Source organism: Micromonospora sp. ZG13, from assembly GCF_059359355.1.
Genome location: NZ_JCADBQ010000008.1, coordinates 131,154 through 157,487, shown reverse-complemented (window position 1 = coordinate 157,487; position 26,334 = coordinate 131,154). Strand labels below are relative to the sequence as shown.

The following is a 26,334-nucleotide window of genomic DNA, read 5'->3' as shown; positions in this document are numbered from 1 at the left end:
TCCTCATACCGTGGCCCGTCGACGCCGAGGGGGAAACCGATCGGCCCCAGCCTTGAGGAAATCTTGCGGCTGCCCTACAACTCCGTGACGATCACGTCGACCTGGCGTGGCCGACCCGCCACGCCCGGCTGCTCCAGCACCGGATACTTCAGGTCGCGCAACGCGGTCAGCAGCCCGCCGACCGTACGCGGCCGGACGCCGACGGTCAGCAGGTCGCGGACCAGCCGGCCCTTGGTCGCCTTGTTGAAGTGGCTCACCACCGAGCGGACGGGCACCCCGTCGACCTCCCGCTCGTGCAGCACCCGGACGGTCACCGTGCGCTCGGCCACTTCGCCCCGCGGCGCCCAGGTGGCCGCGTACGCGCCGGAGCGCAGGTCGAGCACGGGCCCGTCGCCGGCCGCAGCGGCCATCGCCGGCGCGAGCGCCCGCCGCCAGTACGCCGACAGCGCGCCGACCCCCGGCAGCCGCGCCCCGACGGGGCACCGGTAGGGCGGGATCCGGTCGGTGAGGCGTACCGCCCCCCAGAGGCCCGAGCTGATCAGCACCGACCGGCGGGCCGCCCGCTGCGCGGTCGCCGGCAGCGAGGCGAGGTCGAGCGCCTCGTAGAGCACCCCCGTGTAGACGCGCGCGGCAGGCGCGGTGGCCGCCGCCCGCAGCCGCGCGTTGCGGCGCAACTCGCCGCGCTGGCCCTCGCTGAGCCCCAGCGCCGCCCGGGCCGCTTCCTCGTCGCCGTCGGCGCTGAGCGCCACCAGGGCGGTCAGCACCTCCTCCCGCGCGCCGGTCAACTCCGGCAGGGAGAGCCGGGCGAGGTCCAGCCGCCGGCCGGTGCCGGCGTCGGCCTTCCCCTCGGAGGGCGGCAGCAGGATGAGCATCGGTGGACTCCTCGGCTCGGCGCGGCATCCGCGCGCCGGTGCGGCCAGCGTACGGGCCGGCCCTACCGCCACGGCCGCACCGGCGTCTGCGGGTGGTACACGCGATACCCGCCGACCTCGGCGACGAGCGCGGCGTCGGCCCGGTCGCCCAGCAGCCCGCGCAGGCGCCGCTCCGCCGCCGATCCGGCCTCCAGCGCGTACCCGGGCCGGTCGGCCCGCCCCACCTGCCGCCAGTACGCCGGGTAGCGGTTCTGCCCGGGGGTTAGGTCGCCGTCGAGCACCCCGCACACCACCGACTCGGCGGTGTTGAAGATCAGCCGGTTGCAGGTCCAGTAGTCCCCGTACACCTCGCGGGGGCCGTCCGCGCGCAGCCGGTCGGCCAGCTCGCGTGCCTGCCGCTCCTCGATCCGGGACGCCCCGGCGCCGGTGACGGCGAACAGCACGGTGACCACCAGCGTCGTCGCGGTCAGCGCGGCGAGCACGGCGGTGGCGAGCGCCCCCGCCAGCCGGCCGAGCGCCCCGACGGTGCCCCGCCAGCAGGCGACCGCCGCCAGCCAGAGCGGCCAGAGCACCGCCGGCAGGGAGAGCTGGAGCACCGACAGGTAGCGGGCGTTGTCCAGGGGGCTGGTGGCGGCGAGCGGGCTGCGCACGTACGACAGCAGGGTCAGCACCGCGCCGACGACCAGCGCGAGGTGCACCACCGGGCCGACCCGCTCGCCGCGGGGGGCGCCCGGGGCCCGGCGGTACGCGACGACGGCGAGCGCGGCGGCGACCACCAGCAGTACGGGATAGATCAGCCCGAACCACCCCTGCCAGCGGGCGCAGCCGTCCACCGGGCAGAGGCCGGCGGCGAGCGGTACCCCCTCCAGCAGCCCGCCGTCGAGCCGCCGCGACCACGGCGGCGACGGCCCGGCCTTGGTGCTGATCTCGCGGAACACCGACAGCGAGTCCTCGCCCGGCGGGGCGAGGAGGTTGTCCCGGATCATCGGCGCGATTCCGACGGCGAACCCGGCCAGCAGCAGCACCCCGGCCAGGCCGAGCAGCTCCCGGCGGGCCACCCAGAGCAGCGCCAGCGCGGCCACCCCCAGATACGGCAGGATCAGCCAGTCCGACCAGGCGGCCACCCCGGCGAGCAGGCCGAAGAGCCCGACGGCCAGCCGGCGGTGCCGCACCGTGCCCCGGGCGAGCCCCACCGCGATCAGCAGCATCAGCAGCACCGCGACCTTGACCTCGGGACGGCCGCCGACCACGGTCAGTTGGTCGCGCACCACCCGTTCCCCGCCGAGCGCCAGCAGGCCGACGATCCCGGCGGCGAACCAGGGCGAGCAGATCCGCCTTGTCAGCCGGTGGATCAGCCACAGGAAGAGGGCGTAGAGCACGAGCAGCGGCAGGCGCAGCAGCGGCCAGCTCGGCCCGGCCACCGCGATCAGCGGCGCCGCCAGGTAGGACTCCAGCATTCCCATGTAGCGCTGCCCGTAGAGGAAGACCGGCAGCTCACGGCCCTGCGCGATGTGCAGCGCGGCCAACCCGAACGTCGCCTCGTCGCTGTTGGAGACGGGCACCGTGTACAGGGTCAGCACCAGCCGGTAGCCGACCCCGGCCAGCCCGAACAGGAGCGCGACGAGCGCCGGCCGGTCGAGCTGCGGGCGCCACCGCCCACGCTTGCGCACTGGTTGCGACACGACCAACGCCCCCGTCGTCGTCCCGACCGGAGTGTTTCACGCCGCCGGGGCCGGGCGGGGCGGATCGGCGCAGCGCGGACGATCCGCGCGGGTGCGGCGTCGACCTTCAGGGCCGCCGGCTGCTGGACTGTGGCGGGGGTGGCGTCGAGGTCCGCGGTGGCCGGGGAAGATCGCCTCGCGTGGCCGAGGTGGCCGGGTTGTGGCAGGGTTGCTGACGTGCCACCCACTCCCGCCGGCCAGTTGGCCGTACCGAACCTGCACCGGGCCGCGCGGATCGAGGACGCCGTGCACTCACTGGTCGAGCGCCGGCTGCGGCGCACCGGCTGGCGCACGAACGTCATCGCGTACACCGGCTACGGCGCGCCCGGCTGGGTGCGGGTGATGTGCCGGGTGCTGCTGGGCCGGCCGGACACCCGCCAGCGCGGCCGGCTGGAGAAGGTACGCGGTTGGCGCAGCTTCACCACGCTGCCGGCCAAGCACGTCACGGTCACCATCGAGGCCGGGGGAGAACGGCACGAGGCGCGCGCCGACCGCAGCGGCTTCGTCGACGCGGTGGTCGAGGCGGACCTGCCGCCCGGCTGGGGCTCGGTGCGGATCAGCCTGCCGGACGCCGAGCCGGTGGAGGCGCCGGTGCGCATCCTCGACCCGGAGGTGCGCTTCGGCATCCTCTCCGACATCGACGACACGGTCATGGTCACCGCGCTGCCCCGACCGCTGCTCGCCGCATGGAACACGTTCGTGCTCGACGAGCACGCCCGCAACGCGGTGCCCGGCATGGCGGTGCTCTACGAGCGGCTGGTCACCGCGCACCCCGGCGCGCCGGTCTTCTACCTCTCCACGGGCGCCTGGAACGTGGCGCCGACGCTGACCCGGTTCCTGTCCCGGCACCTCTACCCGGCCGGGCCGCTGCTGCTGACCGACTGGGGGCCGACCGCCGACCGCTGGTTCCGCAGCGGGCGGGAGCACAAGCGGGTCACCCTGGCCCGGCTGGCCCGCGAGTTCCCCGACGTCAAGTGGCTGCTGGTCGGCGACGACGGGCAGCACGACCCGGAGATCTACCGCGAGTTCGCCGCAGCCCACCCGGAGAACGTGGCCGGGGTGGCGATCCGTCGGCTCTCGCCCACGCAGGCGGTGCTGGCCGGTAGCCTGCCCACCCCGGGCGGTGAGTCGTCGGCGGGGCCGGTGGGGCAGAAGTGGCTCTCCGCGCCCGACGGCGCCGGCCTCTGGAAGCTCCTACGCGACGTCGGCCTGGTCTGACCCGCACCCCACGGCCCCGTCACGCTCTCACCTCCCCGGCATGCCCTCGGGGGACGCTGGTTCGACCTGCACGGGGCGCCCCTCGGGTGCGCGTGCAGTGGAGCCGCAACAGATGCTCGCGTTACGCGGAGTGGTTGACTCCTGCTTCGGGCCGTGCCTGCTCCGTCGCTTTGCTCTGCAGCCAAATAGGCACCACTAACGCAGCGTGCGTGGTGCTGATATGGCTGCAGAGCAAAGCGCAGCGCGGGGGCATGGGGGCGTTCCGGCCGGGGTGCCGTGAATTGCCTGGTCGTGCCGTTCCTTGACGTGGATTGTCGAATTCCGAGCTTCTCGCAGGGCGGAAACTAATTACGCAGAGTGATAACTGGGGCCGTCCAGCTCGGGGTGACGCACCGTGAGCGGTGTGCGGGTCGGAGTCTCTCGTTCCAGCCAGTGGTGGAGCTCGCCGGACGAAAAGTTGTGAAGGATACTTGCGCAACAAGCCGGCAACATTGAACATCTTTTCGTGCGTAGAGATTATGGTCGATACCTGTCCGGGCTTGCCCTCGTTGCGGCGCTGGCGCTCGGCGTGGCCGTCCCCACGGGCGCCCCCGCCTCCCGGCCCGCAGTCCCGGTCGCCGCGACGGACGCCGTGCCGGTCGCCGCCCAGGCGGCCTGCGTGACCGACCCGGCCACCCCGAAGCGGCAGCTGCGCGGCATGTGGATCGCCAGCGTGGCCAACATCGACTGGCCCAGCCGCACCGGGCTCACCCCGGCCGCCCAGCAGGCGGAGTACCGGGGCTGGCTCGACCTGGCCCAGCAGCGGCGGATGAACGCCGTCGTCGTGCAGATCCGGCCCGCCGCCGACGCGTTCTGGCCGTCGACGTACGAGCCGTGGTCGCAGTGGCTCACCGGCACCCAGGGCACCAACCCCGGCTACGACCCGCTGGCCTTCATGGTCGCCGAGGCGCACGCCCGCAACCTGGAGTTCCACGCCTGGTTCAACCCGTACCGGGTGGCGAACCACACCGACCTCAGCAAGCTGGCGGCCAGCCACCCGGCCCGCAAGAACCCGGGCTGGACCGTCACCTACGGCGGACACATCTACTACAACCCCGGCATCCCGGCCGTCCGCGCCTTCGTGCAGGACGCGATGATGGACGCCGTCAAGCGCTACGACATCGACGCGGTGCACTGGGACGACTACTTCTACCCGTACCCGGTCAGCGGGATGGCCTTCCCCGACCAGGCCACCTACGCCCAGTACGGCTCAGGCTTCAGCAGCATCGGCGACTGGCGGCGCAACAACGTCAACCTGCTGGTGCGGGAGATGCGCGACAGGATCCGGGCGGCCAAGCCGTGGGTGAAGCTGGGCGTCAGCCCGTTCGGCATCTGGCGCAACGCCGGCACCGATCCGCTCGGCTCGCGTACCACCGGGCTCCAGTCGTACGACGCGATCTACGCCGACACCCGGCGCTGGGTGCGGCAGGGTTGGGTCGACTACATCGCCCCGCAGATCTACTGGCACATCGGCCACCCGGCGGCCGACTACGCGGAGCTGGTGCGCTGGTGGTCCGAGACGGTGACCGGCACCGACGTGCAGTTGCTCGTCGGGCAGGCCACCTACCGGGCCGGCGCAACGGGGCAGGACGCCGCCTGGCAGGACCCGGCCGAGCTGACCGACCACCTGACGCTCAACCGCAGCCACCCGAGGATCGTCGGCGACATCCACTTCAGCGCCAAGGACGTCCGCGCCGACCGGATCGGCGCCGTCTCCCGGGTGGCGACCGACCACTACCGCCGGCCCGCGCTGGCACCGGCCGGGGTGGGCGGCGTCGCGCCCGCCGCACCCAACCTCACCTCGGCGGTACGCGGCACCGGCGGCGTGACCCTCACCTGGCAGCGCGGCGCCACCGGCAGCACCGCCGCGTACGCGGTCTACCGGCTGCCCGGCGACGGCGCGGTCGACGCCTGCGACCTGGCCGACGCCCGTCACCTGCTCGGCACGGTCCGCGCCTCGGGTACGACCGGGACGTTCACCGACGCCACCGCGGCGGCCGGCTCGACGTACCGCTATCTGGTGACGGCCCTGGACCGGCTGCACCACGAGAGCGCCGCCAGCAACGCGCGGGTCGTCACCGGCACCGGAGGCACGTTCAGCGTGATCGTGGACAACGCCACCGCCGGCGGCTTCACCGCAGCCGCCACCTGGGGCACGTCGTCGTACCTCCCGGCGCGCTACGGCGCCAACTACCGCTTCGCCAGCCCGGAGGCGGTCAGCGACCCGGCCTGGTTCAGCGCGACGCTGCCCGCCACGGGCAGCTACCGGGTCGAGGTCTGGTATCCGGCCGACCCCGGCTACAACAGCGCCACGCCGTACCTGGTGACGACGGCGAGCGGGACCGTGACGGCCAGGGTCGACCAGCGCACCGGCGGCGGTCAGTGGCGGGTGCTGGGCACCTACGACCTCGCCGCGGGGACGCGCCAGGTCGTCGGGGTCAGCCGCTGGACCAGCACCCAGGGGTACGTAGTCGCCGACGCGGTCCGGATCACCCGACTCTGAGCCGAGCCGACGGAGAATCTGTCGTACGGTCGAAGCCGTGCCGGTCCGCTCGGCTTCTTGGGATGACCGGAGATCTTGGTAGGAACTGACCCCTCCAGGGGCCGGTTCCTACCAAGATCTTCCGTGGGGTCGAACGGCGCGGGTCGGGGCCGGTGACCGGTGGTGGGCGCGTGCGGGCTGCCGCCCGTTCAGTCGCGGCGCAGCCAGAGGACGCCGAGGGGCGGCACCCGCAGCGCCGCTGAGGCGGGCAGCCCGTGCCACGGCACGTCCTCGGCCCGCACCGCGCCCAGGTTGCCCACCCCCGAGCCGCCGTAGTGGTGGGCGTCGGTGTTGAGCACCTCCGCCCAGGTGCCGCCGGCCGGCAACCCCACCCGGTAGTCCTCCAGCGGTCGGGCGGAGAAGTTCGCCACGCAGACCAGGGTCGCGCCGTCGGGGGCGATCCGGACGAACGAGACGGTGTTGTTGGCGACGTCGTCGCCGGCGATCCAGCGGAAGCCGGCCGGCTCGGTGTCCTGCGCCCACAGCGCCGGGGTGTCCCGGTAGACGCGGTTCAGGTCGGCGACGAGGCGTTGTACGCCGGCGCGGGCCGGGTCGTGCAGCAGGTACCAGTCGAGGCCCCGCTCCTCGCTCCACTCCCGGTCGTCGGCCAGCTCGCAGCCCATGAAGAGCAGTTGCTTGCCCGGGTGCGCCCACATGTACGCCAGCAGGGCGCGTACGTTGGCCAACCGCTGCCAGGTGTCGCCGGGCATCTTGCCCGCGAGGGAGCCCTTGCCGTGCACCACCTCGTCGTGGCTGATCGGCAGCACGTAGTTCTCGCTCCAGGCGTACGCCAGGGAGAACGTGAGCTGATGGTGGTGGTGCTGCCGGTAGACCGGGTCCTTGGAGGTGTAGAGCAGGGTGTCGTGCATCCAGCCCATGTTCCACTTGAAACCGAAACCGAGCCCGCCGTCGGCCGTGGCGCGGGTGACGCCCGGCCAGGCGGTGGACTCCTCGGCGATCAGCACCACCCCGGCGTGGTGCTTGTAGACCGTCGCGTTCACCTCCTGCATGAGCGCGATGGCCTCCAGATTCTCCCGGCCGCCGTAGCGGTTGGGCAGCCACTGCCCCTCCTGCCGGGAGTAGTCCAGGTAGAGCATCGAGGCCACCGCGTCCACCCGCAGCCCGTCGACGTGGAACTGCTCGCACCAGTAGAGCGCGTTGGCGACCAGGAAGTTGCGCACCTCCGGGCGGCCGAAGTCGAAGACGTACGTGCCCCAGTCGGGGTGCTCGCCCCGGCGCGGGTCGGGGTGCTCGTAGAGGGCGGTGCCGTCGAAGCGGGCCAGCGCCCACTCGTCCTTGGGGAAGTGCGCGGGCACCCAGTCCAGGATCACGCCGATCCCGGCGGCGTGCAGGGCGTCCACGAGGTGCCGGAACTCGTCGGGGTCGCCGAAGCGGGACGTGGGCGCGTAGTAGCCGGTGACCTGGTAACCCCAGGAGCCGCCGAACGGGTGCTCCATCACGGGCATGAACTCCACGTGCGTGAAGCCCAGCTCGGTGACGTACGCGGTCAGCTGCTCGGCCAGCTCCCGGTAGCCCAGCCCGGGACGCCACGAGCCGAGGTGCACCTCGTAGACGCTCATCGGCTCCTGGTGCGGCTGCCGCCGGCCCCGCCGCGCCAGCCAGTCGGCGTCGCCCCACTCGTACGTCGAGTGGTGCACCACCGACGCGGTGGCCGGCGGCACCTCCGCGTACGCCGCCAGGGGGTCGGCCTTGTCCCGCCACTGCCCGTCGGCGCCCAGGATCCGGTACTTGTAGCGGGCGCCCGCCCCGACGCCGGGGACGAACAGCTCCCACACGCCGCTGCCGCCGAGCGAGCGCATCGGCCAGCCGTCGTCCGGCGCCCAGCCCGCGAAGTCGCCGACCACCCGGACCCCGCGCGCGTTCGGCGCCCAGACGGAGAACGCGACGCCCTCGTCGAAGACCCGGGCGCCGAGCGCCTCCCAGAGCCGCTCGTGGCGGCCCTCGCCGATGAGGTGCAGGTCCAGCTCGCCCAGGGTGGGCGGGTAGCGGTACGGGTCGTCGTGGAGCCGGCCGTCGACCTCGACGCGGTAGTCGAGCACCTCGCCCGCCACCGTCGCCTCGAACACCCCGACGTCGTGCACCCGCCGCATCGGGTGCCGCTCGCCGTCGACGACGAGGACGACGTCGGCGGCACCCCGGCGCAGCGTCCGGACGAGGGTCCGCCCGTCGGCCGGGTGCGCGCCGAGGACGGCGTGCGGGTCGTGCGTTGCGCCGGCGATCAGCTTGTCCATCGGGCGTCGTCCTTCTGGGCGGGAGCGGTGGGCGCGGTGCCGCCCGAGAGGTCGTCGGGAACGTCTTCGACGGTCAGGTCCGGCGCGCCGGTGGCCGCCGCCGGGCCGGCGGCGGGATCGGGGGCCGCCCGGCGCACGGTCAGCACGTGCGCCGGTTGCAGGTACGGGTCGAGGCGTACGGCGTTGCGCTGGCCCCAGTCGTAGCTGGCGCCGGTCAGCTCGTCGCGCACCGTGAACCGGTCGTGCCAGTCCAGCCCGAGCGCGGGCATGTCCAGCGTGGTGTTGCCCCACTGCACGGCCTGCGGGTCGAACGAGCAGACGACGAGGACCGTGTTGCCCATGCCCGGGTCGTGCTTCGACCAGCAGAGCAGCGCCGGGTTGTCGATCTCGTGGAAGACCAGGTTGCGCAGCTGGTGCAGGGCCGGGTTCTCCCGGCGCACCCGGTTCAGCACGGCGATGAACGGGGCCAGCGAGCGGCCCTGGGCCTGCGCGCCGGCCCAGTCGCGGGGGCGCAGCTCGTACTTCTCGTTGTCGAGGTACTCCTCCGCGCCGGGGCGGGCGGTGTGCTCGAACAGCTCGTAGCCGGCGTACATGCCCCAGGAGGGGGAGAGCAGCGCGGCCAGCACCGCCCGGATCTTGAACATCGGCGGGCCGCCGTGCTGCAACGACTCGTGCAGGATGTCCGGCGTGTTGGGCCAGAAGTTGGGCCGCATGTAGTCGGCCGCCTCGACCAGCTCCTCGCAGTACGCCCGCATCTCCGCCGCCGACGTGCGCCAGGTGAAGTAGGTGTACGACTGGGTGAAGCCGATCTTGCCCAGCCCGTGCATGATCGCCGGCCGGGTGAACGCCTCGGCGAGGAAGAGCACGCCCGGGTCGACCTTCTTCACCTCGACGATCAGCCAGTGCCAGAAGTCGAACGGCTTGGTGTGCGGGTTGTCGACCCGGAAGATCCGGATGCCCTCGCCGACCCAGTGCAGCACCACCCGCAGGACCTCCGCCCGGATTCCCTCCGGATCGTTGTCGAAGTTCAGCGGGTAGATGTCCTGGTACTTCTTCGGCGGGTTCTCCGCGTACGCGATGCTGCCGTCGGCCCGGGTGGTGAACCACTCCGGATGCTCGGTCACCCACGGGTGGTCCGGCGCGCACTGCAACGCCAGGTCCATCGCCACCTCGAGGCCCTGCTCGGCGGCGGCAGCCACGAAGTCCCGGAAGTCCTCCGGCGTACCCAGATCGGGGTGGATGGCGTCGTGGCCGCCCTCGGCGGCGCCGATCGCCCACGGCGAGCCGACGTCGTCCGGCCCGGCGGTGAGCGCGTTGTTGCGGCCCTTGCGGTTGACCCGGCCGATCGGGTGGATCGGCGGCAGGTAGAGCACGTCGAAGCCCATCGCGGCGACGCCCGGCAGGCGCTCGACGGCGGTGGTGAACGTGCCGGAGCGCGCCGGGGCGTCGACGGTCGCCGGGACGGCCCCCTCGGAGCGGGGGAAGAACTCGTACCAGGCCGAGAAGAGCGCCCGCCACCGGTCCACCCAGAGCCGGTGCTCCTCGCCGGTGGTGACCAGCTCGCGGACGGGGTGCTCCCAGAGCAGGGTGGCCAGCTCCAGCGCCGGGGCCACCCGCCGGGGCAGCTCCTTCCCGGCGTCACCCAGCGCCGCCACCGCCGCGCGGACCCGCTTCGCGTCGCCGGCCGGCACCAGCTCGACGGCGGCGGTCAGCACCCGTACGCCCTCGGCGAGGTCGTTGGCCAGCTCCTGTGGCCCCTGCCCGGCGGCGATCTTCTTGGTGACCGCGTTCTGCCAGGTCAGGTACGGGTCCTGGAACGCCTCCACCGTGAAGGTCCACTCGCCGACCGCGTCGGGGCGGATCACGGCGTGCCAGCGGTCCTGCCCCGGCTCGCCGGGGCGCATCCGGGTGAACGGCCGCGCCCGCCCGTCGGGGCCGCGCCAGACCACGTTGCAGCCGAGCGCGTCGTGCCCCTCGCGGTAGGCGCGGGCCGACACCGGCACCGGCTCGTCGACCACCGCCTTGGCCGGGTAGCGACCGCAGGAGACGACGGGGGAGACGTCTTCGATCGGGAACCGTCCAGTCACCGGTTCAACCTACTGCGCGAGATCCTTTCGCGCGCGGCCAAGCACCCCATCGCCCTGGCGGCCGGTGGCGGGCGTGGGTAGTGGCGGCGTAGGTCTTGGTACGAAGTGGCCCCTTGAAGGGCCGTTCCTGCCAAGATCTACTGCTGTCCCGAGATTCGGAACGCCATGCCCAGCCGGTGGAAGATCGGGGTTCAGGCGGGCGGCTCGGGCGTCACGAACGAGCCCTTGCCCTGGTGCACCTCGATCCAGCCCCGCTCATCCAGGGTCCAGAGTCGGCCGTCAGGCGAAGTGGCGTCCGGACCGCCAGTCTTCGGCGTTCTCGCGCCACATCGACCAGGTGCGCCACAGGAACACACCACCGCCCAGACCCAACGCCACACCCAGGCCGACGCCGAGCCACGCCATGACGGAGTCGTCGCCGATGCGTACGTCGCGCACGATCCCGGCGGGGTCGGCGGGGTCGTAGAGCACGGTTGCCGCGTCGCCCACCCGGGGCCGTGGACGCCAGTAGTAGTCGCTGACCTGCGTGACGACGTGGTGGCCGTCGGCCGTGGTGAAGGCGGCCACCACGTACGAGTCCCGCTGAAGGTCGTGCACCTCCAGCACCGTCGCCGCGGCGCGCACGCCGTACGCGTCCAACCGGTGCGCGCGGTGTGCCGAGTCGATCCCGAGCAGCACGAACACCACGGCTCCGAGCAGCAGGACCACGAGGCTGAGCAGGGGGTGGCGCAGCCAGTATCCGGGCAGCCACCGGCTGCGCAGCCGGAGCGGCGCGCGTCTTCTCCGCCAGCCCATGCCGCCATCCTGCCCGCCGTCGGCAAGACACGTCATCGACGGTCAGCGGCCGGATCCGGCGACCTCGCCGGCTCAGCCCGTGGCGCCCACCGACCGGTACACCTCCAGGGTCCGCCGGGCAAGGGCGTCCCAGGAGAAGTGCTCGACCGCCCGGCGCCGGCCTGCGAGGCCGAGTTCCTTGGTGCGGCCCGGGTCGGCGAGCACCTCGTTCATCCGGGCCGCGAGGTCGGCGACGAACCGGCCCGGGTCCAGCGGCCGGCCGGAGCCGTCGGTGGCCTGCTCGATGGGGACCAGCAGCCCGGTCTCGCCGTCGGCGACCACCTCCGGGATGCCGCCGGTGGCGGTGGCCACCACCGCCGTCTCGCACGCCATCGCCTCCAGGTTCACGATGCCCATCGGCTCGTAGACGGAGGGGCAGACGAAGACGGTGGCGTGGGTGAGCACCTGGATCACCTCGTGCTTCGGCAGCATCTCGGCCACCCACACCACGCCGGAGCGGTTCGCCCGCAGCTCGCCCACCAGGCCCTCCACCTCGGCGGCGATCTCCGGGGTGTCCGGCGCGCCGGCGAGCAGCACCAGCTGGGTGTCCGCCGGCAGGTCGCGCGCCGCCCGCAGCAGGTAGGGCAGGCCCTTCTGCCGGGTGATCCGCCCCACGTACACGACGCTGGGCCGGGCCGGGTCGATCCCGAGCCGGTCCACGACGTCCGTGCCGTGGTCCGGGGCGTACTGCGCCGTGTCGATGCCGTTGTGCACCACCCGCACCCGGTCCGGGTTGACCGCCGGGTAGGCGGTCAGCACGTCGCGGCGCATCCCCTCGCTGACCGCGATGATCGCGTCGGCCGCCTCGAACGCCGTGCGCTCGCACCAGGAGGAGAGCGCGTAGCCGCCGCCGAGCTGCTCGGCCTTCCACGGCCGCAGCGGCTCCAGGCTGTGCGCGGTCACCACGTGCGGCACGCCGTGCAGCAGCTTCGCCGTGTGCCCGGCGAAGTTTGCGTACCAGGTGTGGCTGTGCACCACGTCGGTGCCGGCGCACGCCGCCGCCATCTCCAGGTCCACACCCATCGTCCGCAGCGCGGCGTTCGCGCCGGTCAGGCCCGCCGGCTCGGCGTACGCGGTGACGCCCGGCTCGGTGCGCGCCGCGCCGAAGCAGTGCACCCGCACCTCGGCGAGTCCACGCAGCTCACGGGACAGGTACTCCACGTGCACGCCGGCCCCGCCGTACACCTCCGGCGGGTACTCCCGGGTCAGCAGATCGACGCGAAGTGGTGTGGAGTCCGTCATCCCCCGCACCCTAGTGCAGAAGTGTGCCCGTACGAGTGGTGAAGTCCCACGGGGATGGATAGCGTCTGGACATGGCTGCCAAGGTGCTCGCGATCGTCCTGGCCGGCGGAGAAGGCAAGCGCCTCATGCCGCTCACCACGGACCGGGCCAAGCCGGCCGTCCCGTTCGGCGGGATGTACCGCATGGTCGACTTCGTCCTGTCCAACCTGGCGAACGCCGGCTATCTGAAGATCGTCGTGCTGACCCAGTACAAGTCCCACTCGCTGGACCGGCACATCACCAAGACGTGGCGGATGTCGACCCTGCTCGGCAACTACGTCACGCCCGTGCCGGCGCAGCAGCGGCGCGGCCCGTGGTGGTTCGCCGGCTCCGCCGACGCCATCTACCAGAGCTTCAACCTGATCCACGACGAGCAGCCGGACCACGTGATCGTCTTCGGCGCCGACCACATCTACCGGATGGACCCGCGCCAGATGGTGGAGGACCACATCGCCTCCGGCGCCGGCGTCACCGTGGCCGGCATCCGGCAGCCGCTGTCGATGGCCGACCAGTTCGGCGTGATCGAGGTCGGCGAGGACGGCCGGCGGATCCGGGCGTTCCGCGAGAAGCCGACGGACGCGGTCGGCCTGCCCGACGCGCCCGACCAGATCTACGCGTCGATGGGCAACTACGTGTTCAGCACGAAGGCGCTGTGCGAGGCGGTCGAGCGCGACGCGGAGGACAAGACCAGCAAGCACGACATGGGCGGCAGCATCATCCCGATGCTCGTGGAGCGCGGCGAGGCCAACGTCTACGACTTCCGCGACAACGAGGTGCCGGGCAGCACCGACCGGGACCGCGGCTACTGGCGCGACGTGGGGACGCTCGACTCCTTCTACGACGCCCACATGGACCTGATCAACGTGCACCCCGTGTTCAACCTCTACAACTTCGAGTGGCCCATCTACACCGGGCAGCTCACCTACCCGCCCGCCAAGTTCGTGCACCAGTGGGGCGAGCGGGTCGGCCGGGCGGTCGCCTCGATGGTCTCGCCCGGCGCGGTGATCTCCGGCTCCCTGGTGGAGAACTCGGTCGTCTCGCCCAAGGTGAAGGTGCACTCCTGGGCGCACGTGGACGGCGCGGTGCTCATGGAGGGGGTCGACATCGGCCGGCACGCGGTCGTCCGCCGGGCGATCCTCGACAAGAACGTGGTCGTGCCCGAGGGCGCGGAGATCGGCGTCGACCTGGAGAAGGACCGGCAGCGCTACACCGTCTCCGACAACGGCATCGTGGTCATCGGCAAGGGACAGAAGGTGGAACCGTGAGCAGTCATCCCCGGGCCGGCAAGCCCGCCCAGCCCGCCGACCTGGTCGACGTGCCGCGGCTGGTGACCGCCTACTACGCCGAGCACCCCGACCCGCAGGACCCGGCGCAGCAGGTCTCCTTCGGCACGTCCGGGCACCGCGGGTCGAGCCTGCGCAACGCGTTCAACTCCGACCACATCCTCGCGGTCACCCAGGCGCTCTGCGACTACCGGCGGGAGCGGGGCCTGGACGGGCCGCTCTTCCTCGGCCGCGACACCCACGCGCTCTCGGCTCCGGCCGCCGTGGACGCGCTCGAGGTGCTCGCCGCCAACGAGGTGACCGTGCTGCTGGACAGCCGCGACGGCTACACGCCCACCCCGGCGGTGTCGCACGCCATCCTCACCCACAACCGGGGACGCACCAGCGGGCTCGCCGACGGCATCGTCATCACCCCGTCGCACAACCCGCCCGACGACGGCGGCTTCAAGTACAACCCCACCCACGGCGGCCCGGCGGACTCCGACGTCACGAGGTGGATCCAGGACCGCGCCAACGCGATCCTCGCCGACGGCCTGAAGGAGGTCCGGCGGATCCCGTACGCCCGGGCCCGCGCCGCCGACACCACCGGGTCGTACGACTTCCTCGCCCGCTACGTCGACGACCTGCCGGCGGCGATCGACGTCGACGCGATCCGCGACGCCGGGGTGCGCATCGGCGCTGACCCGCTCGGTGGCGCGAGCGTGGCCTACTGGGGCGAGATCGCCGAGCGGCACCGCCTGGACCTGACCGTGGTCAACCCGACGGTCGACCCGACCTGGCGGTTCATGACGCTGGACGGCGACGGCAAGATCCGGATGGACTGCTCCTCGCCGAACGCGATGGCCTCGCTGATCGCCGCCCGCGCCGACTACCAGGTCTCCACCGGCAACGACGCCGACGCCGACCGGCACGGCATCGTCACCCCCGACGGCGGCCTGATGAACCCCAACCACTACCTCGCGGTGGCGATCGCCCACCTGTTCCGCACGCGGACGGGGTGGGGCCCGGCCGCAGCGGTCGGCAAGACGCTCGTCTCCTCCTCGATGATCGACCGGGTCGCCGCCGACCTGGGCCGCCCGCTGCTGGAGGTGCCGGTCGGCTTCAAGTGGTTCGTGCCGGGGCTGCTCGACGGCGCGGTGGGCTTCGGCGGCGAGGAGAGCGCGGGGGCGTCCTTCCTGCGCCGCGACGGCGGCACGTGGACCACCGACAAGGACGGCCTCCTGCTCTGCCTGCTCGCCGCCGAGATCATCGCGACCACGGGACGCACCCCCAGCCAGCACTGGACGGAGCTGGCCGAGCGCTTCGGCGCGCCCGCGTACGCCCGCATCGACGCGCCCGCGACCCGGGAGGAGAAGGCCGTGCTCGGCAGGCTCTCACCGGAGCAGGTGACCGCCACCGAACTGGCCGGCGAGCCGATCACCGCGACCCTCACCACCGCGCCGGGCAACGACGCGCCGATCGGCGGCCTGAAGGTGACCACGGAGTCCGGCTGGTTCGCCGCCCGGCCGTCGGGCACCGAGGACGTCTACAAGATCTACGCCGAGTCCTTCCAGGGCCCGGAGCACCTGGCCCGGATCCAGCAGGAGGCGAAGGACCTGGTGTCCGACGTCCTGGCCAAGTCCTGACCACCACCAATCAGCGGGGCGGCGGGAGCTGGCGACGGTTGAGCTGCTCGCGCAGGTTCTCGGGGAGCAGTTCGCGCAACTGCTCGGGCAGTAGCGGCAGGTCCAGCAGGCTGAGCTTGAGCTGGTTGCGCTCCTGGTAGCGGCGCGGGTCGAGGCGTACCACCAGGCCGGCGTCGCGGCGGTAGCGCACCTGCAACGCGCCGGAGGTGGCGGCCTCCCGGAAGATCCGGCCGTCCATCTCGACCGCGACCGGGGCGGAGCCCGGCGTCAGCTCCAACTGGATGGCCTCCTCGGGGGAGAGCACCACCGCCCTCGAGATGCCCGCCATCGGCGCCGACGGGGTCACCACCACGGCATCACTGGCGGGCGAGACCAGGGGGCCGCCGGCGGCGTAGCTGTAGGCGGTCGAGCCGCTCGGGGTGCTCACCACCAGCGCGTCGCAGCGGTAGAAGCCGTACCGCTGACCGTCCACGGCGAGGGTGGCGGACACGAAGCCGGCGCCGGGCTGCCGCACCAGCGCGATGTCGTTGAAGGCCACGACGTCGTCGCCGCACACGTCGCAGACGAGGCAGCTGTGCCGCTCCACCGTGAAGTCCCGAGCGGCCAACCGGTCCAGCGCCGCCGGCAGCTCCGGCGGCTCGACCTCCACCAGGAACCCCAGCCGGCCCAGGTGCACGCCGAGCACCGGCTTCGGGTCGTGTACGGCCGAGCGCAGCGCACCGAGCATCGTGCCGTCCCCGCCGATGCTGATCAGCGCGTCGCACACCACCGGCACCTGGTCGACGGGCAGTGGCTCGACGCTCGCCGGCACCCGGTGGCTGTCCTCGGCGCGGACCGCGAGGGTCATCCCCTGCCGGTCCGCCCAGCGTTCGATGATCTCCACCACCTCGGTCACGTCCCGGGTCGGGTGCAGCACCAGCCCGAGCCGGATCCGTTCCATGGCTACAGCTCACCACACGCCGGGCCTGCCGGGTGGCCGGAACGCACAGGTGCGGCGGTGCTCCGCGGGACCGATCGGCTTGTCGGCCGTCCCCAGCCGGGGTGACAAGAACGGGCGTTATGCGTACCTTGCGTCTGCCCTGCTCGTTGACCAGGCAATGAAAGGCGTCGCGCGACGAGCGGAGGGGCGATGCATGTCGTGATCATGGCCGGCGGTGCGGGCGTACGACTGCGCCCCTACACGTCGACCCTGCCGAAGCCGCTGGTGCCGATCGGCGAGAACTACGCCATCCTGGAGATCATCCTCCGGCAGTTGGCGGCACGCGGCTTCACCCATGTCACGCTGGCCATCAATCACCTCGGTTCGCTGATCCGGGCGTTCGTCGGCGACGGCTCGCGCTTCGGGCTCGTTGTGCGGTACGCCGAGGAGCTAGTGCCACTGTCCACCATCGGCCCGCTGTTCAACCTGCGCGACGAACTTCCCGAGCACTTCCTCGTCATGAACGGCGACGTCCTCACCGACCTCGACTACGCCGACCTGCTCGCCACGCACCGACTCTCCGGGGCGCCGCTGACCGTCGCCACCTACCGCCGGACGGTGAAGATCGATTTCGGTGTGCTCGAGCTGGAGGGTGACAAGATCTCCTCCTTCTCGGAGAAGCCGGTCCTGGACTACCGGGTCAGCATGGGCGTCTACGGGCTCTCCCGCAGCACCATCGCCGGGTACCCGGCCGGCATGCCCTTCGGGTTCGACGAACTGGTGCTGGACCTGCTGCGCCGGGGTGAGCCGCCGGCCGGCTACGCGTTCGACGGCTACTGGCTCGACATCGGCCGCCCCGAGGACTACGACGAGGCCAACCGCTGCTTCGCCGAGGTGGAGCCGATGCTGCTGCCCGCGTGGGCACCCTCCGCGGTATGAGGAGGATCCTCGTCCTCGGCGCCTCGGGCTTCCTCGGGACACACGTCCGGCGGGCCCTGGAGGTCGACGGCGACCTGGTCTGCCCCACGCGCGCCGAGTGCGACCTCACCCGCTGCGACACCGAGGAGCTGCGGGCGCTGCTCAGCTCCGTACGCCCCGACGCGGTGGTCACCTGCGCGGGCGCCGTCAGCGGCACCGCGGCCGACCTCGTCCTGGCGAACACGGTCGTCGCCGCGCGCCTGGTGGAGGCGGTCGCGGTCGCGGCGCCGACGGCCCGCCTGGTGCGCCTCGGCTCGGCGGCCGAGTACGGTCCGACGCCGTTCGGGTCCTCGGTGAGCGAGGACGACCCGGCGGAACCGGTCAGCGACTACGGCGTCAGCCAGGCCGCGGCCACCCGGCTGACCGAGCTGGCGGCCCGCGCAGGCCGGGTCGACGCCGTGGTGCTGCGGGTCTTCAACCCGATCGGTCCGGGGCTCCCGGCGACGACGCTGCTCGGGCGGGTCGCCGCGCTGCTCAGCCGGCCCACACCCGGCGCCGAGCTGCGCACCGGTCCACTGGACGCCCGCCGCGACTTCGTCGACGTCCGCGACGTGGCGGCGGCGGTGCGCGCCGCCGTGCACGCCCCCGCCCTCCCGGTCCGGCTCGTCAACGTCGGCAGCGGCCGTGCCGTCGGGGTCCGCGACGCGGTGCGGCTGCTGGTCGAGACGGCGGGCGCGACGGTACGTCTCACCGAGGACCGCACCCCGCCAACCCGGTCGGCGGCGGTCGACTGGATCCGCGCCGACATCCGCCGTGCCCGCTCCACGTTGGACTGGGCGCCGCGACACGACCTGGCCGACTCGATCAGGGCCGTCTGGCACGCGGCGGCCGCCGCGTCCGAGATCCGCCCGTTCGCACCGGCTGGCTGACGCCACCCCGGCCCCTGCGGGCCGCCAGTAGAAGAAGGAGCAGAGGACATGACGGCACACCCCGTCGCGGATCCGGTGGTGGTCACCGGTGCGGGCGGCTTCATCGGCTCGCACCTGGTGGAGGCCCTCGCCGCCGCCGGTCACCGGGTGCGCGCCTTCGTGCACTACAACGGTGCCGGCACGCACGGCTGGCTGGACACGTTCAGCCCCGAGCAGCTCGCCGACGTCGAGGTGGTCGCCGGGGACATCCGGGACCGCGGCATGGTCCAACGCCTGGTCGACGGCGCCTCCGTCGTCTACCACCTGGCCGCGTTGGGCGGCATCCCGTACTCCTACCTCGCGCCGCAGTCCTACGTCGACACCAACATCACCGGCACCCTGAACGTGCTGGAGAGCGCCCGGTCCGCCGGCACCGGCCGGGTCGTGGTCACCTCCACCAGCGAGGTGTACGGCACCGCGACGACGGTACCGATGACCGAGGAACACCGGCTGCGTGGGCAGTCCCCGTACGCCGCCACGAAGATCGGCGCCGACAAGCTGGCCGAGAGCTACCACCTCAGCTTCGGGTTGCCGGTGGTCACCCTGCGGCCCTTCAACACGTACGGTCCCCGGCAGTCCACCCGGGCGGTCATCCCGACCATCGTCAGCCAGTTGGCCCGGGGGACCGGTGCGGTGGAGCTGGGCGCGCTGCGTACCACCCGGGACCTGCTCTACGTCACCGACACCGTGGCCGCGTTCCGCGCCGTCGGCATGGCGCCGGAGTCGGCCGTGGTGGGTCGGGTCTTCCAGGCGGCCACCGGTCAGGAGACGGCCATCGGGGAACTCGTGCGCCGGATCGCGGCGATGTTCGGCAGCGAACCGCAGATCCGGGTCTCCGAGGCGCGGCTGCGCCCGGCCGACTCCGAGGTGGAGCGGCTGGTCGGCGACAACCGTCAGCTGCGTACGGCCACCGGGTGGCAGCCTGTCGCCACGCTCGACGACGGGCTGAAGGCGACCGTGGAGTGGTTCCTCGACCCGGCCAACCTGGCCCGGTACCGGGCGGAGCGCGCGGTGTGAGCCGGCTCGCCATGCCGGTGGCGGCCGGCCCGCTCCCGACGACACGACCCGAACGCCGCACGGGCGCCTGGTCCACGCTGCTGCGTGCGGTCACCGTGATGCTCCTGCTGAACTTCGACCAGTTTCCACGCCAGCTCGGCCGGGCCTTCCTGCTCACCGCCGCGGCGCTCGCCGTGCTGATCGTCTTCAACGAGATCCTGCGGCCGGAGTCGCGGGCCCGGGTCGTCGTCCTCTGGGCCGTGGTGGTGTTCGGTGTCCTCGCCCTGCCCGGCGTCCTGCACCGGCCGGAGACGGAGTACGGCCAGCTCAAGTTCTTCCTGCTCGTCACCGTGACCCTGCTCGCCACGGCGGCCGTCGCGGTCATCCGGAGCCAGCGGGACATCGAGGCGTTCGCCCTGGCCCTGGTCGGCTGCGGCGGCGTACTGGCCGTCGCCGCGCTGGCCAGCGGTTCGGGTGAAGATCGGGCGGCCGGATTCGGCTCCAATCCCATCTGGTTGGCCCGGGCCATCGGCATCGCGGTCGTCGCCTGCATCTGGCTCTACTTCTGTCGGCGACTGTCCATGGCAGTCGCCTCCGGCCTCGTCGTGCTGCTCGCGCTGGGGCTGTTCGCCACCGGATCCCGTGGGCCGCTGGTGGCGACGGTCGTCGCGTTATTCGTCCTCGTCCTGTCCGGGCTGCGGCGGAAGATCCGCCACGGACGCCGCGAGTGGGTCGGCGTCGGCCTGTTGGGCGCGTTGGTCGTCGTGGTGCTGGCGCTGCCGTCGCTGCTTCCGCCGCGGATGTACGCCTTCGTCGTGGATCCGTCGAACGAACTGGCCGGGACCGCGCGGACGGAGATGCGCGACCGCACGATGTCGATCATCGCCGAGCACCCGGGGGGCGTCGGCTACGGCAACTGGACCAGCCACTCCTGGATGCTCGAGCACCACTACCCGCACAACATCTGGCTGGAACTGCTCGCCGAGGCGGGCTGGCTGGTGGGCGGGGCCTTCATCCTCCTCTGCCTGGTGATGGCGGTGCGGCTGTGGGGCGCGGCGCGGTCGGACGCCCTCGCCGGGTTCGTCCTCGCGATGCTGGCGTTCAACGCGGTCGCCGTGTCGACGTCGGGGGACGTCAACGCCAGCCGCGGGCTCTTCGTGTCGCTGGCCCTCGGTCTGCTGGTGCTGCTGCGGGTGCGGAGTGCGGCGGACACCGCCCCGATCGGGGCGGCTCCGCCGTGGCGCACCCGTCCCGCGGCGCACCGACGCGAGGACCGGGAGCCCGTCCGCTGGTGAGGGGCCTGCCAGCGGCGCGGATGTCGGCGAGCCGGCGAGGTGTCCTCGCGATCGCCGCCGGCTCGGCCGGGGGGCAACTGCTCGCGCTGGCGGCCGTGCCTCTGTTGGCCCGGCTCTACCGCCCGACCGACTTCGGAACGTTCGCCGTCGTCGCGGCCCTGGTGGCGATCATCGGTACGGTCGCGGCCCTCCGCTTCGAGATGGCCGTCCCGCTTCCCGAGCGGGAGCGTGACGCACACGCCCTGGTCACGCTGGGCTGCGTCGCCGCCTGCGGCACGGCCGTGGTGGGTGCGGTGGTCGTCGGGGTCTGGGGCGACCGGCTCGCGGTCCTGTTCGGCCAGCCCACGCTGGAGCACTGGTTGTGGGTGGTGCCGCCCACGGCGGCGGCGATGGGTGTGGTCCTGGTGCTGAACCAGCTCGCGGTGCGTCGCCGGCGCTACGGCGCGATCGGCCGCCGGAACCTGGCGCAGTCCACCGCCATCGTGGCCACCCAGCTCGCGGCGGGCCTGGCCGGGCTGCGCCCCGGTGGGCTGGCGCTCGGCCTCGGGGTCGGACAGATCGCCTCGGCGCTGGTGCTGCTGCGCGGCGCGGGCCTGCGTGCCGGCCAGGCGCGCGCCGGACGGCGTGATCTGCTGCGGGTCGCGCGCCGCTACCGGCGTTTCCCGCTCCTGCTCGCGCCTTCGGGGCTGCTGAACGTCCTCGGGACACAGCTTCCCGTCCTCCTCGTCGCCGCCTGGTACGGCGGTGCCGTCGCCGGGTGGCTGGGCATGACCCAGCGCATCATCGCCGTACCCGCCGCTCTGATAGCGTCCGCCGTCGCGCAGGTCTACCTCGCGGAGATGTCCCGGGCGGTCCGGGAGGACCCCGGCTCGGCCCGGCTGATCTTCGTTCGGGCGACCAGGAAGCTCGTGCTCATCGGCGTGGCCAGCGCCACGGCCGTCGTCGTCGTGGCACCCACCGCGTTCGGTTTCCTCTTCGGCGCGCAGTGGCGGACCAGCGGCACGTACGCGCAGGCCCTGGCCCTCTTCATGGCCGCCCAGTTCGTCGCCGCACCGCTGTCCCAGACACTGGTCGTCTTCGAGCGTCACGGCCGACAACTCGGCTGGGACGTGGGCCGGACCCTGCTCGTCCCGGGCGCGGTGACCGTGGTCGCCGTGGGCGGTCTGCCGCCGCTGGCCGCGATCTGGTCCATGAGCGTCACGGGTGCCCTCGCGTACGTGGTGTCGTGGTGGATGGCGCTGCGCGCGGTCACGGACGCCGGCCGCGTGGTGCCGGCCGTCCCGCCCGAGCGGGAACTCCTCCCGAGAGGGTGAGGATGCCGGCGGCGAGGACGACCGGCGGATTCCGGCGCGTCCTGGCCGCCGGGCGACTCGTTGATCAGTTGTCGAAGTGGAGAGGAGCCCGAAGCTATGCGTACCGCCACGGCGAGACGCCAGTCACCACCGGTGCGGGGTGCCGTCGATGAGACGTGACCCCTCGGACGGGGCCGGTACGGGCGACGCCCAGCCCGCCGACCTGCCGACGCCCGTGCCGTCCGACGGCCGCGACGCGCCGCGGCTGCTCCTCGTGTCGTACCACTTCCCGCCGGCGGAGACGGTCGGCGCTCGCCGGCCGGCCGCCCTCGCCCGGTTCGCCCGGGACCACGGCTGGGACGTCCGCGTCCTCACCGCCATCGCGCCGTCCCCCGAGGGGGTCGACGCCGGCCTGGCGGAGGCGTCGATCGTCCGGGCGGAACCGACGCCGCGGCTGCCCCGGCTGAACCGGTCGGCCGGTACGGGCGCGTCGGCGACCAGCGGCGCGGCACCGGCGCCGGCGACACTGGCGTCGGTCCGCGCCGTCGCGAAGGGCTGGGTCTGGAAGGCCGGCATGGAACTGCTCGTTCCCGACCCGCAGGTCAACTGGATCAGAGCGGCCGTCCGGGGATTCCTGCGCGGGCCGGACCGGTGGCGCCCGGACGTGGTCGTCGCGTCCGGCCCACCGTTCTCCGGGTTCGTCGTGGCGGCGTCCCTGGCCCGGCGGTTCGGCGTTCCCTGGGTGGCCGACTACCGGGATCTCTGGTCGGTCGGCAACGAGTACTGGGTCCGGTCCGGGCCCCGCCGCGCCCTCGACCGGCGGTTGGAGCAGCGGGTGCTGCGGACGGTCACCACCTGCGTGACCGTCTCGGAGCCGCTGGCGGACGCGTTGCGGAGCACCTTCGGCGTCGACGCCCGCGTGGTGATGAACGGGATCGACCGACGTCCGGCCCCGCCGCCGGCCGGGGGCCCCACGATCCCGTCGGCGGCCACGCTGACCCTGGCCCACACCGGCTACGTCTATCCCGGCAAACGTGACCCCGGGCCGCTCCTGGACGCCATCGCGCTGCTCGGCCCGGACGCGGCCCGGGTGCACGTGGTCTTCGCCGGTGACGACCACGGCATCGTCCGGGCGGCAGCCGAGCGGGCCGGCGTCGTCGACTCCGTCACGCTCCTCGGCCACGTCTCCGCCGAGAAGTCCTGGCGTATCCAGGTCGAGGCGGACGTGCTCGTCCTGCTGATGTGGAACGATCCGCGCGACGCCGGCACCTACACCGGCAAGATCTTCGACTATCTCCTCGCCGGCCGTCCGATCCTGCTGCTCGGCTACGAGGGCGGCGTGGCCGCCGAACTGCTGCGTACCCGCGGTGCCGGGGTGGTCGGCAACGACCGGGAGTCGATCGCGGCTCGGCTGCGCGAGTGGCTCGCGGTGAAGGACCGCACCGGGCGGGTTCCCGCCGTTCCGGCTTCCGCCCTCGACGGCCTCTACCGGGAGGACCAGCTCAGCGGGTTCCTGGAGATCCTCCGGGAGGCCGCGGAGCGGGGCGTGCCCGGCTCGCGGGCACGCACCGCGACCACCAGCCGTCGCCACTAGGCGCCGCACGGCAGCGTCCCGGCACACCGCTCGTGGTGTGCCGGGACGTCGTCGTGATGGGTGCGTCGCTCAGCGGGGGACCGGCACCGGGACACCCCGTCCCGCTCGGCGTCGCGTCGTCTCGGCGACCGCGCGGTAGTAGGCGGCGCGCCGTACGTCCAGCTCCCCGGCCGCGTACCGGCGGGCCCGCGCCAGGTTGCGGGCCGACGCCGCGGCCAGCCGGTCCGGGTCGGCCAAAAAGGCGGCGACCCTGTCGGCCAACGCCGCCGGGTCGTCCGGTCGGACCAGGTCGTCCCGGGCGAGCAGCTCCGGGATGCCGCCGACGGTGGATCCGACCGCCGGCAGGGCACGGGCCATGGCCTCGATCAGGGCGCGCGGCAGGCCCTCGGTCCGCGACGGCAGCACGAACAGATCCGCCGCGTCCAACTGCGCGCGGACCATCTCGACGGTGGGCAGCAGCCCGGTGAAGGTGACCCGGTCGGCGACACCGAGCCGTGCCGCGAGCTGTTCGAGCTGCGGACGGTACGCGCCGACCCCCACGTGCACCAGCCGGACGGCCGGAGCGTCGCCGGTCAGCAGCGCGAGCGCCTCGATGAGGGTGTCGATGCCCTTGTAGAGCTGCTCCAGCGAGCCGATCGAGACGAGCGTCGCCGCCCGTAGCCGCGGGCGGACCGGCCGCGCCCGGGGGACGTACGCCGCCGGGGGCAGGTCCACGCTGGAGATGCCGGCCGTCGGGACCGTCGGCAGGGAGGGGTAGCGGCTCTGCAGGTGCCGCTCCGTCTCGTACGCCACCGCGGCGGCGCTGCGGCACTGCTGCCGCAGCCGCCGCGTCGACGTGGCCCGCAGCACGGGCCGTAGCGGATGCCGGACCACGCCGGGGGCCAGCACGTCGTACGGGTCACCGATCACCTCGAGGGCGTACGGCAGTCGGGCGCGCTCCCGCGCCACGGCCAGCAGCGACCCGACCGGCGACGGCACCCGGAGGATGACCGCGTCGTTGGGGCCGGCCGCCGACGCCGCCGCCCGGGCCAGCGCCCGGCGCTGCCGCACGTACTGGCCGAGACCCACGTAGTACGGCAGCGGCCAGACCTCGACACCGTCACCGTCCACCCGGGCGGCGCCGGCGGGTGCCTCGGGGACGTCACGCGTGCGGGCGGCTATCCGCACCCGGTCGAACGCGACCAGGTAGCGCCGCCAGACCGAGTGGTCCGGTCCGGCCTCGACCCAGACCCGCCCATCGGGCGTACGACTGAACCGCGACTCGGTTGTCACCACGACCCGGGACGGCAGGTCACCGCCGGGGCCGCTCACCGGTGCCCCGCCACGGTCGCCACCCGCTCGCAGACGTCGGTGACCGTCCGGGCGGTCCGCCGGTTGTCGAACAGCTCGACCATCCGGTCCCGCGCGGCCTTGCCCCGGCCCGCCAGCGTGCCGGCCTCGAACTCGCCGTAGGCGTGCTCCAGCGCGGCCAGCAGCGCCGCCGGGTCGTCGCGGGGAACCACCCAGCCGGACCGCTCGTCGACCGTCTCCGGGAGCCCGCCGGCGTCGCTGACGATGCTCGGCACGCCCATCGCGCCCGCCTCGACCGCCGCGCCGTGGCTCTCGCTCAACGACGGGCTCACGCTCACGTCGGCGGCGTGGTAGCAGGGACGGACGTCGGGCACGGTCTCCAACCAGGTGATGGTCGGATCCTCGGCGACCCGGAACCGTTCGATCAGCTCCCGGCGGTGCGCCACTCCCGCCTGCGTCCAACCGCCGCCGACCAGCAGCAGGTGCGCGTCCGGGTGCCGCCGTCGGAACTCCGGCCACGCTGCCAGCAGCACGTCGTGTCCCTTGATGCCGCGCCCGCCGTGGACGAGCCGCTTCGGCGGGTACACGTAGGCGACCATGACGGCGAGGAAGGCGTCGCGGGGTATGCCCAGTTCGGCGCGGGCGGTCAGCCGGGTCCCGGGGTCCGCGCTCGTGGGGTCGAAGGCGCTGGTGTCCACCCCGTACGTGGCCACGGCCCGGCGCGGCGCGGGACATCCCAGGGCGCCGTACCGCTCGGAGGCGTTCGCGCAGCCGCAGATGATGGTGTCGTCCAACCGCCACAGCAGACGTTCGGTCGCCCTGATCACGGGGGAGTCGAGGTAGAGCGGCCCCGCCACGGTGTGCACCCGGCGCACCGGCAGGCCGACCGTCGCCATCCGGGCCACGTACGCGGACGCGATCAGGTGGTATTGCAGCACGTCGGGTCGCAGTTGGCGGATGAGGCGCCGGAGCCGCCACAGCCCCGCCAGCATCGACGGCCCCGGCCGGAAGGGGAACGGGCAGTCGACCATGTCGAAGTGGCGCCGGCGCAGCTCGTCGCTGAGCCGGCCGGCGCCGGGTGGGAGCACCACGACGACCTCGTGTCCCCGCTGGCGCATGGCCTCCACCTGCGGCAGGATCCAGAGCCCGCCGTCGTTCGTCTTGATCAGAACGGCGATCCGGAGCGGCCTGCTCGCCGGCTGCCGCTCCCGCCCCGGCACCTGCTTCTCGTCGGTCGATGTCACCTGGAGCAACTCCCTTCGTCCTGCTCGCCGACACACCGGTGGGGCGCCGGCAGCGGCCCGGCGG

At 73.2% G+C, this 26,334-nt stretch carries 19 protein-coding genes; 10 read left to right on the top strand and 9 right to left on the bottom strand.

From position 1 onward, the window contains the following. Positions 1-74 precede the first annotated feature (74 nt). Complete coding sequence (gene yaaA, locus AC5L34_RS18585; RefSeq protein ID WP_494826125.1) at positions 75-872, bottom strand: peroxide stress protein YaaA; 798 nt, start codon at positions 870-872, stop codon at positions 75-77. Between the two features lie 62 nt (positions 873-934). Continuing rightward, complete coding sequence (locus AC5L34_RS18580) at positions 935-2,554, bottom strand: glycosyltransferase family protein (protein WP_494826123.1); 1,620 nt, start codon at positions 2,552-2,554, stop codon at positions 935-937. A gap of 216 nt (positions 2,555-2,770) precedes the next feature. Here AC5L34_RS18580 and AC5L34_RS18575 point away from each other — a divergent pair, with 216 nt between their 5' ends. Together AC5L34_RS18575 and AC5L34_RS18570 are read left to right on the top strand one after the other, a co-directional pair. Next, the gene (locus tag AC5L34_RS18575; protein WP_441176360.1) at positions 2,771-3,811 is read left to right on the top strand and encodes an App1 family protein phosphatidate phosphatase; all 1,041 of its coding nucleotides are present in this window, start codon (positions 2,771-2,773) and stop codon (positions 3,809-3,811) included. A gap of 505 nt (positions 3,812-4,316) precedes the next feature. Continuing rightward, positions 4,317-6,353, top strand: coding sequence for a family 10 glycosylhydrolase (locus AC5L34_RS18570; RefSeq protein ID WP_494826121.1), 2,037 nt, complete (start codon positions 4,317-4,319; stop codon positions 6,351-6,353). A 188-nt stretch (positions 6,354-6,541) separates the two neighbouring features. Here the strand turns inward: AC5L34_RS18570 and glgB are convergent, their stop codons facing one another. From glgB to glgA, 4 genes are all read right to left on the bottom strand, one after another. Further along, positions 6,542-8,644, bottom strand: coding sequence for a 1,4-alpha-glucan branching protein GlgB (gene glgB, locus AC5L34_RS18565; RefSeq protein WP_441176362.1), 2,103 nt, complete (start codon positions 8,642-8,644; stop codon positions 6,542-6,544). Next, positions 8,632-10,731, bottom strand: a complete 2,100-nt coding sequence (locus tag AC5L34_RS18560; RefSeq protein WP_494826119.1) for an alpha-1,4-glucan--maltose-1-phosphate maltosyltransferase — start codon at positions 10,729-10,731, stop codon at positions 8,632-8,634. The genes glgB and AC5L34_RS18560 overlap by 13 nt, the downstream gene beginning before the upstream one ends. Positions 10,732-11,010: 279 nt before the next feature. After that, positions 11,011-11,526, bottom strand: a complete 516-nt coding sequence (locus AC5L34_RS18555; RefSeq protein ID WP_441176364.1) for a DUF3592 domain-containing protein — start codon at positions 11,524-11,526, stop codon at positions 11,011-11,013. Positions 11,527-11,598: 72 nt separating this feature from the next. Next, on the bottom strand, positions 11,599-12,807 hold the full coding sequence (gene glgA / locus AC5L34_RS18550; RefSeq protein WP_494826117.1) for a glycogen synthase: 1,209 nt from the start codon (positions 12,805-12,807) through the stop codon (positions 11,599-11,601). A 71-nt stretch (positions 12,808-12,878) separates the two neighbouring features. On the opposite strand from glgA, the gene glgC reads away from it, so the two are divergent. Both glgC and pgm read left to right on the top strand, forming a co-directional pair. Then, the gene (gene glgC / locus AC5L34_RS18545) at positions 12,879-14,111 is read left to right on the top strand and encodes a glucose-1-phosphate adenylyltransferase (protein WP_121395617.1); all 1,233 of its coding nucleotides are present in this window, start codon (positions 12,879-12,881) and stop codon (positions 14,109-14,111) included. Further along, positions 14,108-15,754: a phosphoglucomutase (alpha-D-glucose-1,6-bisphosphate-dependent) gene (gene pgm / locus AC5L34_RS18540; protein WP_441176367.1), complete on the top strand. Its 1,647-nt coding sequence runs from the start codon at positions 14,108-14,110 to the stop codon at positions 15,752-15,754. Before glgC ends, pgm begins: the two co-directional genes overlap by 4 nt. A 10-nt stretch (positions 15,755-15,764) precedes the next feature. On the opposite strand, the gene AC5L34_RS18535 is transcribed toward pgm, so the two are convergent. After that, positions 15,765-16,694 carry an NAD(+)/NADH kinase gene (locus AC5L34_RS18535; protein ID WP_363895739.1) on the bottom strand — a complete coding sequence of 310 codons (930 nt, stop codon included), beginning with the start codon at positions 16,692-16,694 and terminating at the stop codon, positions 15,765-15,767. 189 nt (positions 16,695-16,883) lie between these two features. Here AC5L34_RS18535 and AC5L34_RS18530 point away from each other — a divergent pair, with 189 nt between their 5' ends. From AC5L34_RS18530 to AC5L34_RS18505, 6 genes are all read left to right on the top strand, one after another. Beyond that, entirely contained in the window at positions 16,884-17,612 is a 729-nt protein-coding gene (locus tag AC5L34_RS18530) for a nucleotidyltransferase family protein (protein WP_494826114.1), read from the top strand. Then, a complete protein-coding gene (locus tag AC5L34_RS18525; protein WP_441176369.1) occupies positions 17,609-18,520 on the top strand; it encodes an NAD-dependent epimerase/dehydratase family protein in 912 nt (303 codons plus the stop codon). The genes AC5L34_RS18530 and AC5L34_RS18525 overlap by 4 nt, the downstream gene beginning before the upstream one ends. Positions 18,521-18,568: 48 nt before the next feature. Continuing rightward, positions 18,569-19,576, top strand: a complete 1,008-nt coding sequence (locus AC5L34_RS18520) for an SDR family NAD(P)-dependent oxidoreductase (protein ID WP_441176370.1) — start codon at positions 18,569-18,571, stop codon at positions 19,574-19,576. Continuing rightward, positions 19,573-20,850 (top strand): O-antigen ligase family protein, encoded by a 1,278-nt coding sequence (locus AC5L34_RS18515; RefSeq protein WP_494826111.1) that lies wholly within the window; start codon positions 19,573-19,575, stop codon positions 20,848-20,850. Before AC5L34_RS18520 ends, AC5L34_RS18515 begins: the two co-directional genes overlap by 4 nt. Then, positions 20,847-22,163 carry a lipopolysaccharide biosynthesis protein gene (locus AC5L34_RS18510; protein ID WP_441176372.1) on the top strand — a complete coding sequence of 439 codons (1,317 nt, stop codon included), beginning with the start codon at positions 20,847-20,849 and terminating at the stop codon, positions 22,161-22,163. The genes AC5L34_RS18515 and AC5L34_RS18510 overlap by 4 nt, the downstream gene beginning before the upstream one ends. Positions 22,164-22,311: 148 nt before the next feature. Then, positions 22,312-23,736, top strand: a complete 1,425-nt coding sequence (locus AC5L34_RS18505) for a glycosyltransferase (RefSeq protein WP_494826109.1) — start codon at positions 22,312-22,314, stop codon at positions 23,734-23,736. 69 nt (positions 23,737-23,805) lie between these two features. Here the strand turns inward: AC5L34_RS18505 and AC5L34_RS18500 are convergent, their stop codons facing one another. Together AC5L34_RS18500 and AC5L34_RS18495 are read right to left on the bottom strand one after the other, a co-directional pair. Beyond that, positions 23,806-25,011 (bottom strand): glycosyltransferase, encoded by a 1,206-nt coding sequence (locus AC5L34_RS18500; RefSeq protein ID WP_494826108.1) that lies wholly within the window; start codon positions 25,009-25,011, stop codon positions 23,806-23,808. A 32-nt stretch (positions 25,012-25,043) separates the two neighbouring features. Further along, positions 25,044-26,270 carry a glycosyltransferase family 4 protein gene (locus tag AC5L34_RS18495; RefSeq protein WP_441176375.1) on the bottom strand — a complete coding sequence of 409 codons (1,227 nt, stop codon included), beginning with the start codon at positions 26,268-26,270 and terminating at the stop codon, positions 25,044-25,046. Between the last annotated feature and the right edge of the window lie 64 nt (positions 26,271-26,334).